We start from the raw sequence: 15,341 nt of genomic DNA on the forward strand, positions 1-15,341 counted from the left end.
CTCGGTCCTACTCTTCCGCAACCCTGGCCAGCAGCCCGGCGCTGTCGTCCGGCCCGAGGGCCACCGCCTGGAGGTGCTCGAACAACGACTTGTAGCGCCGGACCTCCGGCTCCGACTCGAGGAACAGATCGCCGGCCGGCGTGTCCAGATAGACCAGTTCGGGATCGTCCGCGTCGGGGAAGTCCATGTGGACGAAGCTGCCGGTCATACCGGCGTGCGCACCCCGCTCGAAGGGGATCACCTGGAACGTGACATGCGGCTCCGCCATCAGTTCGAGCAGATGCCGTGCCTGGCCGCGCATGACGTCACGACCCCCGACCGCCCGCCGCAGGGCCGCCTCGTCCACGATCGCCCGGAGGTGCAGCGGGTGTTCCCCGGTGAGGACGGCCTGGCGCTCCATGCGCGCCTGGACGCGCTGCGCGACCTCCTTCCGGCTGGCCACCGGGAGGACACCCCGGACGACCTCCGTGGCGTACTGCTCCGTCTGGGCGAGCCCGGGAACGAACAGCGACTCGTAGTTGCGGACCGTCCGTGCCTCGGCCTCGAAGCCGATGTACGCGGTGTACTCCTCGGGCAGTTCCGCGTGGTACGGCTGCCGCCAGCCCTGAGCGTTCGACCCGCTCCGCAGGGCCAGCAGGTCGGTGCGCCGGGCCTCGTCGGCCTGATAGGTGTCCAACAGGCCGACGAGTGTGCGCCTTTGGGGTCGGGCCCGGGATCTCTCGATCCGGTAGAGCGTCGCCTCGTTGATCCCGGTCCGCTCCGTGACGTCCTCGCGCGTGAGCCCGGCCTCGGCGCGCAGCTTCCTCAACTCCGCAGCGAGACGCCGGAGTTGGACGGTCGGCGGGTGCGGTCGCTTGGCCGGCATGATGCGGTCCCTTCTCTGCCGGGCGGGTACCCGCGAGTGTGCGCGGTCACCGCGCCGGCGCTCAACTCGCGGAACGCCGAGGGGGAGTTCGCAAGCCTTGCATTCCTCCGATGCGCGTGGGCATGCTGTGACGGCGATCACGTGCCGTACCTCGACCGTAACGGTGAGTTGATCTTGCTGGTCCGTACGAGAAACAGCAAGCCCCCCGCCACCGCGCGAACGGGCCGGGGCGTGGCCACCGCTTCGAAGGAGCGTCGACGTGAGCAACCCTGGCGTCCGCCTTGCCGGCCCGGTCCCCCGGCCGTTACCGCCCCCGCCGGGGCACCGCCCGGCCGCACCGGCTCTGCGGGTCGCACAGGCCCGGCCGGCCGTACCGGCCCTGCCCGCCGTGGGCGGTGGGTCGAGGTGAGCGCTGCGGGGGCGTACCACCGGACCGCGCGGCGGCCCAGGCTCTGGGCGTTACGTCCCGACCGGACGGGCAGCGGGACCATCACCGAGGCCGAGTGCACCACCTGCCTCGACGGCTCCGGCGCGGCGGACGACGGACGAGGGCCCGCCGTCTGGTGTCTCTCCCACGCCCAGGCCACCGGCCACACCGGCTTCCGCCGCATCCGTACGGACTTCTTCCGCGCGTCCTGGGACGGCCCGGCCCCCGGCGCGGGTGCGGGCGTGGGCGCCGGCGTCGGTGGCTGACATCGCCCCGCCCGTCGCCCGCCCCCGCCCGTCGCCCCCCACCCACCCGTAACCCGCCCGCCCCGTCTCACCCGGCGTGCAGCATCAGCCCGATCCCGGCCACCATCAGGCCCGCCGCCGCGATCCTCGGGCCGCCGAAGCGTTCCTTGAAGAAGAGGGCCCCGATGGCCGCGCCGACGATGATCGAGGACTCGCGCAGCGCCGCGACCGGTGCCAGCGGCGCCTTCGTCTGGGCCCAGAGCACCAGGCCGTACGCGGTCACCGACAGCGCCGCGCCCAGCAGGCCCCGCCCCGCGTACGGGCGGAGCTGGGGGAGCAGGGCCGCCCGGCGGGTCCAGAGGGCGTACGCCGGGATCGCCAGGCCCTCCAGGACCATCAGCCACGCGATGTAGCCCAGCGGCGTGCCCGAGGCGCGGACGCCGACACCGTCCACCACCGTGTACAGGGCGATCGACAGGCCCGTCGCGCCCGCCGCGAGCAGCGCAGGCCAGTGGGGGCGCGCCCCCTCGCCCCGGATGCCCCACAGCGCCAGGCCCGTCAGGCCCGCGCACGCCACCGCGACCCCCAGCAGCTGCCGGCCGTCCGGTATCTCGTCCACGAACACCGCCGCGAGCGCCGTCACGGCCAGCGGGGCCGTACCGCGCGCGATCGGGTACATCTGCCCGAAGTCGCCCAGCGAGAACGAGCGCATGAGCAGCACCATGTAGCCCACGTGCAGCAGCGCCGACGCCACCAGGTACGGCCACGCCCCCGCCGCAGGCAACGGCACGAAGAGGGCCATCACCAGGCCGATGAGGGCGCCGCCGCCGGATATCAGCGTGAACGAGAGCAGCTGGTCCCTGATGTGGTGCGCCAGCGCGTTCCAGCTCGCGTGCGTGACGGCGGCGACCAGGACGGCCAGGGTGACGAGCGGGGTCACGCCGAGGGCTCGCGGACGTCCACCAGGGTCCCGCCGGCGTGTGCCACCAGCGACTTCGGGTCGAGCGCGAACACCGTGTGCGGGGTGCCCGCCGCCGCCCACACCAGCGCGTGGTCGAGGAGGCCCCGGTCGGCGAGGACCCGTGTCGGCGTGATGTGGCCGAACGGCGGGACGCCGCCGATCGCGTACCCCGTCGTCTCCCGGACCACCTTCGCGTCCGCCCGGGTCACCCTCTCGGCGCCCAGCTCCACCCGTACCCGCTCGACGTCCACCCGCGAGGCGCCGTCCATCAGCACGAGGACCGGCACCCCGTCGGCGGCGAAGATCAGCGACTTCGCGATCTCCGACACCTGGCAGCCGATGGCGTCGGCGGCCTGCTGGGCCGTGCGGGTCTCGTCCGGGAAGCGGCGGATCTCGACGTCGAGGCCCAATTCATCGAGTGCGGCGGCGAATCGGGGGTGGGCGTGGGAGGCGGTCTCGTCAGTCGTCATGGCCCGCACGCTAGCGGTGGGTGTACGGGCCACGCGACCCGGTTACGGACCCTCAGTCCGCGTTCAGCACCTGCGCCACGATCGGGCCGGCCGCGTCGCTGCCGTGGCCGGCCTCCTCGACGAGGGCCGCCGCCGCGAGGTCGTCCGCGAACGCCGTGAACCAGCTGTCCGACGTCTTCTGGCCGTCGACCTCCGCCGAACCGGTCTTGGCACCCTTGTCGCCGCGCACCGAGGCCATCGGGCCGACCGCCGTGCCGTAGCTCGCCGTGGCCGTGGTGCGCATCATGTCGCGCAGCTGCCGGGCCGCCGACGCCGGCAGCTGCCGCTCGGCCTGGGCGAAGGGCCGGTCGTCCAGGTCCGCCGCGACCAGGTACGGCTGCCGGAACCGTCCGTCCTTCGCCGTCGCGGTGATCGAGGCGATGTTCAGCGGGTTCATCTGTATCGTGCCCTGGCCGATGTACTGCTCGGCCGCCCCGGCGCCCGTCGCCTCGGGGACGGAGCCGTCGACCGACCTGATGCCGGTCTTCCATTCGAGGCCGATGCCGAAGACCTCCTTGGCCTCCCGGGCCAGACCGAAGTCGTCGCCCTCGGTCTTCTCCACGTCGTCGATCTTCTTGATGAAGGCGGTGTTGCAGGAGCGGGCGAAGCTCTCACCGAAGGTCGCGCCGTTGAGCGAGAAGTCCTTCAGGTTCCTGATGGTCCGGCCGTAGTACATGGCACTCTGCGGGCACTCGGCGGCCTGGTCCGCCTTGACCAGGCCCTTCTCCAGGAGCAGGGCCGCCGTGACGATCTTCATCGTGGAACCGGGCATCTTCTGGCCCTCGAACGCCGCGTTGAAGCCGCCCGCCGGGCTGTTGGCGACCGCCCGTACGGCACCCGTCGTCGGCTGGATCGCGACCACCGAAGCCGAGCCGTACGCCTTCACCGCCTTCTCGGCGGCCGCCTGCACGCCCGCGTCGATCGTGGTCTTCAGCGTCCCCGGCTTCCCCTTCGACAGGACGAGGAGGGTGGTGTCGGCGACCGCCTCGCTGCCCGAGTCGATCCAGGTCTCGACGCCGGTGGAGCCGCCGACCTCGGAGCCGTACCGCTTGCGCAGCTCGTCGAGGACCGGCGCGAGGGAGGGGTACTTCTCCGCCGTCAGCTCCTTGCCGTTCCGGTCGACGGCCTTTACGGAGGCCGTCTTCGCGACGCCCGTGCGCAGGGTGGCTTCGGCGGTGCGCAGCTTCGGGTGAAGCACGGACGGCGCCCACTTCACCAGCGGCCGACCGGTGGTCTGCCCCCGGACGACGGTGAGTTCGGAGGCGTACGACCAGGGCTTCGACACGCCCTCGTACGTGATCGTGGCCTTCACGGTGAAGGGGACCGTCGCCCCGACGGGCGTCCCCGGTGTGATCTCGGCCTTCGAGACGCTCGCGCCCTCCCGGTAGGCCGCCACGGCCGGGCCGGCCGTCACCGGGTCGTTCGTCAGCTGCCCGGCCTTCTCCGGCTCCCCGGCGGCCCAGGCGGCCAGGAAGTCCCGAGCGGTGGTGGTGATCTCGTCGCCCGTGACGGGCCCGGTTCTCGGCGCGGCGGCGGTTCTGGACTCCGGCGACTTCTCGCCGCCCATCACGCCGTTCCAGAGGTTGTAGCCCCCGTATCCGACCCCGCCCGCCACGACGACGAACACGCTTCCGACTATCGCGACCTTGGCCCCACTGCGCATGACTGCGGTTCCCCTCCCCAGGTGGACCCACGAGTGAAGCAGCCGTCACATGCGTGTGTCGAGCAACTTATGGCTTCTCTGTCACACCACATGTCACGAGGGCGTCGCACCCGCCGTCACACCCAGGTGTCGAGCCACATCCGGTTTCGCCATTGGTCGAGGGGAATCGGCGTACCCGTGTAGATCGGCCAGAAATAGATGAAATTCCACACGATGAGAAGCACGATGCAGCCGGCCGCCACCGCGCCGAATGTGCGGCGCCTTTCCGAGGAGCCTGCGGGCCCGATGATCGCGCCCAGCATCATCGCCACCGCCAGACACAGGAACGGGACGAAGACCACCGCGTAGAAAAGGAAGATGGTGCGTTCCTGGTAGAGGAACCAGGGGACCCAGCCGGCCGCGATGCCGCAGGCGATCGCGCCCGCGCGCCAGTCGCGGCGGAAGGCCCAGCGCCACAGGATGTACAGGATCGCGAAGCAGGCGGCCCACCACAGGAGCGGGGTGCCGAGGGCCAGGACCTCCGCCGCGCACTTCTCCTTCGCCGAGGCCGGGCAGCCGCCGGTGCCGGGCGCGGGCGACTCGTAGAAGTAGGAGACCGGGCGGCCGAGGACGATCCAGGACCACGGGTTCGACTCGTACGTGTGGGGCGAGGTGAGGCCCACGTGGAAGCTGTACACCTCGGACTCGTAGTGCCACAGGCTGCGCAGCCACTGCGGAAGCCAGCCCCAGAACCCGCCGCCGTCCAGCTTGTCCTGGTCGGCGGCCCAGCTCCGGAAGTAGCCCTTGTCGCTGACGATCCAGCCGGTCCACGTCACCAGGTAGGTGACGATCGCGACCGGCACCACCGACACGAACGCCGGGACCAGGTCCTTCTTGATCACCGCGAGGTACGGGCGGACCGCGCCGGCCGTCCGGCGCCCGCCGACGTCCCACAGCACCGTCATCAGCCCGAAGCCCACCATGACGTACAGACCGTTCCACTTGGTCGCCGCCGCGAGGCCCAGCATCACACCGGCCGCGATCCGCCACGGCCGCCACCCCAGCCGCAGCGTCTCCGCGATCTCCGCGTCCGGCCGCAGCACGCCCTCCTCGTCCTCCGGGAGCGCGCCCGCGAGCCGCTTCCTGGTCCGGTCGCGGTCCAGGACGAGACAGCCGAAGGACGCCAGGACGAAGAACATCAGCACCTGGTCGAGGAGCGCCGTGCGGCTCATCACGAAGTGCAGTCCGTCGACGGCGAGCAGCAGACCCGCCAGACAGCCCAGGAACGTGGAACGGAAGAGGCGGCGGCCGATCCGGCACAGCATCAGGACCGACAGCGTGCCGAGCAGCGCCACCATGAAGCGCCAGCCGAACGGCTCGAAGCCGATCAGCTTCTCGCCGACGCCGATGACCCACTTGCCCATCGGGGGATGGACGACATAGCCGGGGTCGGTCGGCACGAGGACCGCGCCGGGGTCGCTGAGGACCGTCTTGTCGATGTCCTTCGGCCACGCCCCCTCGTACCCCTGGTTGATCAGGGCCCAGGAGTCCTTGGCGTAGTACGTCTCGTCGAATATCACCGCGTTCGGCTTGCCCAGGTTCCAGAACCTCAGCAGCCCCGCGACCGCCGTGACCAGGAGCGGACCGCCCCAGGCCAGCAGCCGCCACAGCCGCTCGGACCGGTCGGGGCCGATGCCGAGGAGCGACATCACGCGCGGGGACGGGCGGACGTACGAGGGGACGAGCCGCTCCCGCAGCCCGATGGGGGCGGCGCTGCCGGCGGGCGGCGCGTAGCCGAAACGCCGAAGCCGCTTTTGCCACGAAGAGGGCTCTGCCACGGGCTCTGCCATGGGGTGCTGGCCCTCCAGGGCCTCGGGTGCGGTACTGGTCACCGCGCCATCGTAGGGAACGCGCCTGTGCGCGTCGCCTCTCCGGGCTGGGAGGATGGGCCGTGTGACAGGAACGCTGGTACTCGCAGGGACCCCCATCGGTGACATCGCGGACGCTCCGCCCCGACTCGCCACCGAACTGGAGAACGCGGACATCGTGGCCGCCGAGGACACCCGGAGGCTGCGCGGGCTGACCCGCGCCCTGGGCATCCACACCACGGGCCGTGTCGTCTCCTACTTCGAGGGCAACGAGTCCGCCCGTACGCCGGAGCTGGTCGAAGCCCTGGTCGGCGGCGCCCGTGTGCTGCTCGTCACCGATGCGGGCATGCCGTCCGTGTCGGACCCCGGCTACCGGCTCGTCGCCGCCGCCGTCGAGCAGGACATCAAGGTGACGGCCGTCCCCGGCCCGTCCGCCGTCCTCACCGCGCTCGCCCTCTCCGGCCTGCCCGTGGACCGCTTCTGCTTCGAGGGCTTCCTGCCCAGGAAGGCGGGCGAGCGCCTCGGCCGGCTCCGTGAGGTCGCCGACGAGCGCCGCACCCTCGTCTACTTCGAGGCCCCGCACCGGCTCGACGACACCCTCGCCGCGATGGCCGAGGTCTTCGGCGCCGAGCGCCGCGCCGCCGTCTGCCGCGAGCTGACCAAGACGTACGAGGAGGTCAAGCGCGGCCCGCTGGCCGAGCTCGCCGCCTGGGCGGCCGAGGGCGTACGGGGCGAGATCACCGTCGTCGTCGAGGGCGCCCCCGAGACGGGACCGGCCGAACTCGACGCCGAGGAGCTGGTCCGCAGGGTGCGGGTGCGCGAGGAGGCGGGCGAGCGGCGCAAGGAGGCGATCGCCGCGGTCGCCGCCGACGCGGGGCTTCCCAAGCGGGAGGTGTTCGATGCCGTCGTGGCGGCAAAGAACGCGGCTGGACAAGGCCCTGGAAACGGTAAAGGACTAATCTGAAAGGCAAAGCCGAACCCGGCGCCGGGACTCTTCGCAGGGCGCTTGGCAAGGGAAGAGCCAAAAGCCTTCCATGGTTCGACCCGCGCTGATGCGCTCCGGCCCGAAAAGGCGTCCACTGGATCAGTGGAGAGGAGCTGGCATGACCGAGATCACCGGCACCGGCATATCCGTCGCCCATGAGGCGTACGCCTTCGCCTGCATGCGTTGTGGATACGGCTGGGAGCAGGCGTACGACATCGAGCACCACGTCGACGCCGCCGGCCACGAATTCGTCGTCTACAAGGCCGACGGGGAGCGGGTCCCGTCCCCGCTGTCCAGCCCCACCTGCATGAACTGCGGCGGCCATGTCGTCCGCATCATGCGCGCGGGGCAGGTGTCGTCGGTGCTCGACCTGATCGCCGCGACGGAGAAGCACCAGCAGGGGGCGCGGGCCACCAAGCCCGTCTCGATGGCCGGTCCCATCGGTCAGGAGCTGACCGAGGACGGCTCCGAGCAGCCCCCGGTGCCGCACCACTGGCACCTTTCCGACCTCCTGCACCCCTTCAGGCGCCGCCAGTAGCCCCCCGCAGCGACCCCGCCCCGGGCCCGGGGCCGAACCCGCTCCGGGCCCGGCATATCCCCGCGCGCCGGCACTCATGACCCTCGTACGATCGGGGGCATGAGTGCCAAGGACGCCCCGCCGCCGCTGCCCGAACCCCTCCTCGTGGAGGTCGCGGACTCGCACACCCATCTGGACCTCCAGTCCGGGACCGTCGAGGAGGCGCTGGTCAAGGCCGCCGCCGTCGGGGTGACCACGGTCGTCCAGGTCGGCTGCGACGTGAAGGGCTCCCAGTGGGCCGCGGAGACCGCCGCCGCCCACGAGCACGTCCACGCCGCCGTCGCCCTCCACCCCAACGAAGCACCCCGGATCGTTCTCGGCGACCCCGACGGATGGTCCCGGCAGGGCGCGCGCGAGGGCGGCGGCGACGCGGCCCTCGACGACGCGCTCGCCGAGATCGACCGCCTCGCCGCCCTGCCGTACGTCCGCGGCGTCGGCGAGACCGGCCTCGACTTCTTCCGTACGGGCCCCGAGGGCATCGCCGCGCAGGAGCGTTCCTTCCGTGCCCACATCGAGATCGCCAAGCGGCACGGCAAGGCGCTCGTCATCCACGACCGCGAGGCCCACGCCGACGTGCTGCGCGTCCTGGACGAGGAGGGCGCCCCCGAGCGGACCGTCTTCCACTGCTACTCCGGCGACGCCGCCATGGCCGAGATCTGCGCCGCCAAGGGCTACTACATGTCCTTCGCCGGCAACGTCACCTTCAAGAACGCCCAGCACCTGCGCGACGCGCTCGCCGTCGCCCCGCTGGAACTCGTCCTCGTCGAGACCGACGCCCCCTTCCTCACCCCGGCGCCCTACCGCGGCCGGCCGAACGCCCCGTACCTGATCCCGGTCACCCTCCGGGCGATGGCGGAGGTACGCGGCATCGACGAGAACGAGATGGCCGAGGCGATCGCGGTGAACACGGCCCGCGCCTTCGACTACTGATCCATAACGATTACGTTTCGTGGTCGAGTCGTTCGGCTGGGTGATCACCGCCGGGGCTAGTGTCCCGGCCTCGTGAGCACATCCCAGGGCAGTCACCGCGCCGGACGACGGGGCGCGACCCTGCCCGTCCACGAGCAGCCGACCCAGGTGGCGCCCCTCGTCGCCCCCGCCGCCGGCACCGTCCCCGGTCAGGGCTCCCGCGCCGGGTCCCGCCGGGCCGCCCGCCGCCGCAAGGCCTCGGGCCCCACCGGGGAGGGGCTGCGACGGCTCGTCCCGCAGGCCCTCGTCGTCGCCTTCCTCGCCGGCGGCACCAGCGCCTTCGTCGCCGACGACAAGGCCGTCCTGCTCTCCGTCGACGGCGTCCCGCGCACCCTCCACACCTTCGCCGACGACGTCGAGGAACTGCTCGCCGACGAGGGCCTGGCCGTCGGCGCCCACGACATCGTCGCCCCCGCCCCCGCCGAGGCCCTGGCCAGCGGCGACGAGATCGTCGTCCGGTACGGCCGGCCCGTCGCCCTCACCGTCGACGGGCAGCGCCGCCAGGTCTGGACGACCGCCAGGACCGTCGAGGGCGCGCTGCGCCAGCTCGGGGTCCGCGCGGAGGGCGCGTACCTCTCGGTCTCCCGCGGCGCCCCCATCTCCCGCGACGGCCTCGCCCTCGACGTACGGACCGAGCGGGCGGTGACCTTCCTCGCCGACGGGCGAGAGCGGACCGTGCGGACGAACGCCGCCACCGTCCGCGAGGCCCTCGCCGAGGCCGGGATCACCCTCTCCGCGCAGGACGCCGTCTCCGTCGTCCCCGAGTCCTTCCCGCGCGACGGCCAGACGGTCACCGTGCTGCGGATCACCGGCTCGAAGCAGACGCGCGAGGAGGCCGTGCCGTACGCCGTCGAGCGGACCCGCGACCCGGAGCTCTTCGTCGGCACCGAGGTCGTCGACCGGCAGGGCGCGGCCGGCGTCCGCCGCGTCACGTACAGCCTGCGGACCGTCAACGGCGTCCGGCAGAAGCCCCGCCGGATCGGCGAGGAGATCGTCCGCGAACCCGTCAGCCGGCGGGTCCGGGTCGGCACCAGGCCGATGCCGACCTCCGTCGCCGGCGCCGACGGCCTCGACTGGGGCGCGCTCGCCGCCTGCGAGTCCGGTGGCCGCCCGAACGCCGTCGACCCCTCGGGGACGTACGGAGGGCTCTACCAGTTCGACCCCGGCACCTGGCGCTCCCTCGGCGGCAGCGGAGTCGCCCAGAACGCGCCCGCCGCCGAGCAGACGTTCCGGGCGAAGAAGCTGTACGTGCAGCGCGGGGCGAGTCCATGGCCCCACTGCGGACGGCGGCTGCACGGATGAGACGGGGTGAGTCGTAGGGCCGGCCGACCCGTGCCCCGTAGGCTGTACCGGTGAGCACCACCACCGGCCCCGAAAGCCCCGACGCCCTCCTCGGCCCCGCCGACATCCGTGAACTGGCGGCCGCCCTCGGCGTACGCCCCACGAAGCAGAAGGGCCAGAACTTCGTCATCGACGCCAACACCGTCCGGCGGATCGTCCGCACGGCCGGGGTACGGCCCGACGACGTGGTCGTGGAGGTGGGGCCCGGACTCGGCTCCCTCACCCTGGCCCTCCTGGAGGCCGCGGACCGGGTGACGGCCGTCGAGATCGACGACGTGCTCGCCGCCGCGCTGCCCGCCACGATCGCCGCCCGCATGCCGGCCCGCGCCGACCGCTTCGCGCTCGTGCACTCCGACGCGATGCACGTCCAGGAGCTGCCGGGCCCGGCGCCGACCGCGCTCGTCGCGAACCTGCCGTACAACGTGGCCGTGCCGGTCCTGCTCCACATGCTGGAGCGGTTCCCGAGCATCGAGCGGACCCTCGTCATGGTCCAGGCCGAGGTCGCCGACCGGCTCGCCGCCAAGCCGGGCAACAAGGTGTACGGCGTGCCGTCGGTCAAGGCCAACTGGTACGCGGAGGTCAAGCGCGCCGGGTCCATCGGCCGCAACGTCTTCTGGCCCGCGCCGAACGTCGACTCCGGCCTCGTCTCCCTCGTCCGCCGCACCGAGCCGCTGGCGACCACCGCCACCCGGCAGGAGGTCTTCGCGGTCGTCGACGCGGCCTTCGCCCAGCGCCGCAAGACGCTGCGCGCGGCCCTCGCGACGTGGGCGGGCTCGCCCGCGGCGGCGGAGGAGGCCCTGGTGAAGGCCGGGATCTCGCCGCAGGCGCGCGGCGAGGGCCTGACGGTGGAGGAGTTCGCCCGGATCGCGGAGGCGAAGGCATGACCGCCGCGGGAAGCGTCACCGTCCGCGTCCCCGCCAAGGTCAACGTCCAGCTGGCGGTGGGCGCGGCCCGCCCCGACGGCTTCCACGACCTGGCCAACGTCTTCCTCGCGGTGTCCCTGTACGACGAGGTGACCGCGACCCCGGCCGCCGAGCTGACGGTCACCTGCGAGGGTCCCGACGCCGACAAGGTGCCGCTCGACCGCACCAACCTGGCCGCGCGCGCCGCCGAGCTGCTCGCCGCCCGGCACGGCATCGCCCCGGACGTGCACCTGCACATCGCCAAGGACATCCCGGTCGCGGGCGGCATGGCCGGCGGCAGCGCGGACGGCGCGGGCGCCCTGCTCGCCTGCGACGCGCTCTGGGGCCTGAACTCCTCGCGCGAGGAACTCCTGGAGATCTGCGCCGAGCTCGGCAGCGATGTCCCCTTCAGCCTGGTGGGCGGGGCGGCGCTCGGCACCGGGCGCGGCGAGAAGCTGACGGAGCTGCCGGTCGGCGGCGGCTTCCACTGGGTGTTCGCCGTCGCCGACGGAGGGCTCTCGACCCCGGTGGTGTTCGGCGAGTTCGACCGGCTCACCGAGGGGACCGAGGTCCCCGAGCCGGCCGCCTCCCCGGTCCTCCTGGACGCCCTGCGCACCGGCGACACGACCGCTCTCGCGGCCACCCTCGCCAACGACCTCCAGGCGGCGGCGCTCTCCCTGCGTCCCTCGCTCGCCGAGACGCTGACGGCGGGCACGGAGGCGGGTGCCCTCGCGGCCCTGGTGTCGGGCTCGGGCCCGACGACCGCGTTCCTGGTGAAGGACGCGGAGGCCGCGGAGACGGTCGCCGCCGCCCTGATCGCCTCGGGCACCTGCCGCACCGCCCGCGTGGCGACGTCGCCGGCGGCGGGCGCGGTCGTCCTCTAGAGCTTGTTCTTGGAGATCCGGGCCAGGAGCAGGTTCGGGTCCGGGTTCTCGGTGTTGAAGAAGGCCGCGCTGTTCACGTAGACGGTCTTGGCGCGGACCGCCACGGAGGTCGGGCCGTCGAGCCCGTCCGCCCGGGTGAGCACGGTCTTGTGGGTGCCGTCGGGCCGTACGAGCTCCAGCTCGTTGTCCTGGTGCAGCGCGGCGAGGACCGTGTCCCCGTGCCCGGTGAAGGCGAAGTCGTCGATGAACGTCAGCCCGGTCGCCCGGGTCTCGATCGGGCCGGCGGCGCGGTCGGGACCGGGACCGATCGGGATGCGCAGCAGGGTCGCGTGGGCGGTGTTGGACACCCAGACGGCGCCGTCGTGGACCTTGAGGCCGTTGGCGCCGAAGGGGATCTGCTCGGTGGGTTCGAGCGCGGCCCCGGTGGCCCAGGCCGTGGGCGTGCCGCCGGTCACCGGCAGGGACCACACCGTGCCGAGCCGCGAGTCGGCGGTGTAGAGGGTGCCGCACTTCTCGTCGAGGGCGAGCCCGTTGGGGAAGGCGTCCGCAGGGAAGAAGCCGATCTGCTCCGGCGCGCCGCCGCCGGGCGCGATGCGCCAGATGCCGGTCTCCTTCCTGCCGGTGGCGTAGGTGACGTACAGGGTGCCGTCGTGGGCGCGGGCGATGCCCAGGGTCACGGCCCCGCCGACGGGCGTCTGCGCGTCCGGCACCTCGGGCAGGGTGGCGAGGATCGTGGTGTCGCCCTCCTTGGTGACGCGGGCGACCTGGTGGGCGAAGGCGAAGGTGATGTCGGCGGAGCCGTCGGGCTCCAGGGCGATGTTCTCCGCGTTCTGACCGGCGGCGGAGTCGAAGTGGGCGACGACGCGGGGATCGGACACGGTCGGATCGCCGCCCGACGCGGGGCCCGCCGCGAGCACGGCGAGGGCGGCGGTGGCGGTGGCGACGGCGGTGAGGCGTGGATGGCTCGACATGGGCTTCTCCTCGGAGTGGTGGTGACCTGAGGAGAAGATGACGGGTCGTCAGTCGTCGGGTGCGGCAGCCGGGGCCGGGGGGTCGCCCGCGCGGCCGACGGCATGGGGCCGGTTGGCACTGTGCCGTGGCCGGGGGTGCCCGTACTCAGCCGCCGGTTGAGTATCCGCGCGCTGACGACGGGCCGGGCGGTCGCGGGACCGTACCCGTATGGGAATCAGTGCTCGCGAACTCGCCGCCGCCACGCCCGCGACGCGGGACCGGTACGTCGATCTGCTTCGGGTGGCCTCGCTCGCCGTCGTCGTACTCGGGCACTGGCTGATGGCGGCCGTCACCGTCGACGGGCAGGTCGGCAATCTGCTCGCCGTCGTGCCCGAACTCCAGGTGGTGACCTGGCTGTTCCAGGTGATGCCGGTGTTCTTCTTCGTCGGCGGCTTCTCGCACGCCCTCGCCCACCGCTCCCGCCCGCAGTACGCGGCCTTCCTGCGGGCCCGGCTCCAGCGGCTGCTCCGGCCGACGATGGTCTTCGTCGGGGTCTGGGGCGCGGCCGCACTCGTCCTCCAGCTGTCCGGAGCGGACGGGGGGCTCACCGGGGTCGCGCTGCGGCTGGTCACCCAGCCGCTCTGGTTCATCGGGATCTATCTGGCGATGGTCGCGTTCACCCCGCCGCTGCTGCGGCTGCACGAGCGATGGGGCTGGGGCGCGTTCGCGGTGCTCGCGGGCGGCGCGGTCGCGGTGGACGTGCTGCGGTTCGCGGCGGACGTGCCGTTCGTCGAGTTCCTGAACTTCGCGTTCGTGTGGCTGGCGGTCCACCAGCTGGGCTTCCTCCGCGCCGACGGAATGATCCGCCGCCCGGCCCTGCTCGCCGGCGCGGGCCTGCTCGGCGCGACCGCGCTCGTCGCCCTGGGGCCGTATCCGCTGTCGATGGTGGGGATGCCCGGCGAGAAGGTCTCCAACATGGCACCGCCGACCCTCGCCCTGCTCTGCCACGGCCTGTGGCTGGTCGGCGCGGTCGAGCTGCTCAAGGGGCCCGGGGCGCGGCTCGTGGCCCGGGCCGGGGTGTGGCGGGCGGTGGTCGCGGCCAACGGGATCGCGATGACGGCGTTCCTGTGGCACCTGACGGCGATGCTCGGGGTGTACGGGGCGATGCTCGGCTTCGGTGCGGGGCTGCCCGCCCCCGCCTCGGGCGCCTGGTGGGCGCAGGTGCCGCTCCGGTTCGCCGCGGCGGCCGCCCTGACCGCCGCACTCGTCGCCGTCTTCCGCCGCTTCGAGGCGCCGGGACCCACCCGCCGGGACGGCGGTTCCGGGCCGCTCGCGGCCCTCGGCATCACCCTGGCGCTCCTCGGGATCCTCGGCCTCTCGGCGACCGGCCTCGGCGGCCTCCTGGAGGGTCACACCGCGACCCTGATCGCGTTCGAGGTCACCGCCCCGGCGGCGGTGGCGATGGCCCTCGCGGGCTGGCTGCTCGTCGAGCGCCCTACATCTCGTCGATCGCGGTGAGGTCGATGTCGACGGGGAAGGGGACGGCGACCTTCAGCCGGTCGCGGTAGGTTCCGGTCGAGTTGTAGGTCTTGGTGAGAGGGTCGAGCTCGTAGACCCGCACGACCAGGTGCTCGTCCTTGCCCTCCATCTCGACGAGCCAGAAGTGCTCGATGCCCGCAGCCGCGTACTTGGGCGGTTTGGCGTTACGGTCCCGCGCCTCGGATTCAGGCGATACGACCTCGACGGCGAGCAGAACGTCAGCGACTTCGAACGAGGTCTGAGTGCGATTCTTGAGAGCCTCCTTGCGGATGACCGATACATCGGGTTCGGGCCCGTTTCGGCGGTCGATGATCACGGTCATCTCCCGGCTCACCCGAAGCTCCGGTGGCACCGTGCTGCGGAGCCCGCTCACCAGCAGGTCGATTGCCACACTGTGGAAGTGGCGCTGCGGACTCACGAAAACCAGGCTCCCGTCGATCAGCTCGGTGTGCGGCGGGAGGTCGGGCAGCGTGAGCAGGTCGTCGACCGTCCAGCCGTCCTGCGGCGGCTTCGGCCAACGCCCGGCGCACTCCTGCTCCGGCCTGGTCATCGGCTCGGCAGTCATGGTTCCTCCCATGGGTGGGATTCTGCGACCCGCTCTTCACAGTAGCCGCCGATCCCGATCACGTCATCACAAAGAGTGACCGGTCACCCCACCGTCTACCCTGGGACGTCG

15 protein-coding genes are annotated in these 15,341 nt (G+C 72.6%); 8 read left to right on the forward strand and 7 right to left on the reverse strand.

The window, feature by feature from the left end; genetic code table 11:
* Positions 1-7: 7 nt before the first annotated feature.
* Positions 8-865: a helix-turn-helix transcriptional regulator gene (locus tag N5875_RS22975; protein WP_338495643.1), complete on the reverse strand. Its 858-nt coding sequence runs from the start codon at positions 863-865 to the stop codon at positions 8-10.
* Between the two features lie 405 nt (positions 866-1,270).
* Here N5875_RS22975 and N5875_RS22980 point away from each other — a divergent pair, with 405 nt between their 5' ends.
* Entirely contained in the window at positions 1,271-1,558 is a 288-nt protein-coding gene (locus N5875_RS22980) for a hypothetical protein (RefSeq protein ID WP_318210866.1), read from the forward strand.
* Between the two features lie 67 nt (positions 1,559-1,625).
* Here the strand turns inward: N5875_RS22980 and N5875_RS22985 are convergent, their stop codons facing one another.
* The 4 genes from N5875_RS22985 to N5875_RS23000 all read right to left on the reverse strand — a co-directional run bounded on the left by N5875_RS22985 (position 1,626) and on the right by N5875_RS23000 (position 6,541).
* Positions 1,626-2,477: a DMT family transporter gene (locus tag N5875_RS22985; protein WP_318210867.1), complete on the reverse strand. Its 852-nt coding sequence runs from the start codon at positions 2,475-2,477 to the stop codon at positions 1,626-1,628.
* Complete coding sequence (locus N5875_RS22990; RefSeq protein WP_338495645.1) at positions 2,474-2,968, reverse strand: YbaK/EbsC family protein; 495 nt, start codon at positions 2,966-2,968, stop codon at positions 2,474-2,476. Before N5875_RS22990 ends, N5875_RS22985 begins: the two co-directional genes overlap by 4 nt.
* Positions 2,969-3,020: 52 nt before the next feature.
* Positions 3,021-4,670, reverse strand: coding sequence for a penicillin-binding transpeptidase domain-containing protein (locus N5875_RS22995; protein ID WP_318210869.1), 1,650 nt, complete (start codon positions 4,668-4,670; stop codon positions 3,021-3,023).
* 116 nt (positions 4,671-4,786) lie between these two features.
* Positions 4,787-6,541, reverse strand: a complete 1,755-nt coding sequence (locus N5875_RS23000) for a phospholipid carrier-dependent glycosyltransferase (RefSeq protein ID WP_318210870.1) — start codon at positions 6,539-6,541, stop codon at positions 4,787-4,789.
* A 52-nt stretch (positions 6,542-6,593) separates the two neighbouring features.
* On the opposite strand from N5875_RS23000, the gene rsmI reads away from it, so the two are divergent.
* The 6 genes from rsmI (at position 6,594) to N5875_RS23030 (ending at position 12,175) form a co-directional block, all read left to right on the forward strand.
* Complete coding sequence (gene rsmI, locus N5875_RS23005) at positions 6,594-7,481, forward strand: 16S rRNA (cytidine(1402)-2'-O)-methyltransferase (protein WP_318210871.1); 888 nt, start codon at positions 6,594-6,596, stop codon at positions 7,479-7,481.
* Positions 7,482-7,620: 139 nt separating this feature from the next.
* Positions 7,621-8,040, forward strand: coding sequence for a hypothetical protein (locus tag N5875_RS23010; protein WP_318210872.1), 420 nt, complete (start codon positions 7,621-7,623; stop codon positions 8,038-8,040).
* Between the two features lie 99 nt (positions 8,041-8,139).
* Positions 8,140-9,009, forward strand: a complete 870-nt coding sequence (locus N5875_RS23015) for a TatD family hydrolase (protein WP_338495647.1) — start codon at positions 8,140-8,142, stop codon at positions 9,007-9,009.
* A 72-nt stretch (positions 9,010-9,081) separates the two neighbouring features.
* Entirely contained in the window at positions 9,082-10,350 is a 1,269-nt protein-coding gene (locus N5875_RS23020; RefSeq protein WP_318210874.1) for a ubiquitin-like domain-containing protein, read from the forward strand.
* Between the two features lie 50 nt (positions 10,351-10,400).
* The gene (gene rsmA / locus N5875_RS23025; RefSeq protein WP_318210875.1) at positions 10,401-11,273 is read left to right on the forward strand and encodes a 16S rRNA (adenine(1518)-N(6)/adenine(1519)-N(6))-dimethyltransferase RsmA; all 873 of its coding nucleotides are present in this window, start codon (positions 10,401-10,403) and stop codon (positions 11,271-11,273) included.
* A complete protein-coding gene (locus tag N5875_RS23030; protein WP_338495649.1) occupies positions 11,270-12,175 on the forward strand; it encodes a 4-(cytidine 5'-diphospho)-2-C-methyl-D-erythritol kinase in 906 nt (301 codons plus the stop codon). Before rsmA ends, N5875_RS23030 begins: the two co-directional genes overlap by 4 nt.
* Here N5875_RS23030 and N5875_RS23035 read toward each other — a convergent pair.
* Positions 12,172-13,146 carry a hypothetical protein gene (locus tag N5875_RS23035; RefSeq protein WP_338495651.1) on the reverse strand — a complete coding sequence of 325 codons (975 nt, stop codon included), beginning with the start codon at positions 13,144-13,146 and terminating at the stop codon, positions 12,172-12,174. The genes N5875_RS23030 and N5875_RS23035 overlap by 4 nt on opposite strands.
* Before the next feature lie 208 nt (positions 13,147-13,354).
* Here N5875_RS23035 and N5875_RS23040 point away from each other — a divergent pair, with 208 nt between their 5' ends.
* Positions 13,355-14,644: an acyltransferase gene (locus tag N5875_RS23040; protein ID WP_338495652.1), complete on the forward strand. Its 1,290-nt coding sequence runs from the start codon at positions 13,355-13,357 to the stop codon at positions 14,642-14,644.
* Here N5875_RS23040 and N5875_RS23045 read toward each other — a convergent pair.
* Entirely contained in the window at positions 14,622-15,230 is a 609-nt protein-coding gene (locus N5875_RS23045; RefSeq protein ID WP_318210879.1) for a Uma2 family endonuclease, read from the reverse strand. The genes N5875_RS23040 and N5875_RS23045 overlap by 23 nt on opposite strands.
* Positions 15,231-15,341 lie beyond the last annotated feature (111 nt).

This window comes from Streptomyces sp. SJL17-4, assembly GCF_036826855.1.
Classification (GTDB): domain Bacteria; phylum Actinomycetota; class Actinomycetes; order Streptomycetales; family Streptomycetaceae; genus Streptomyces.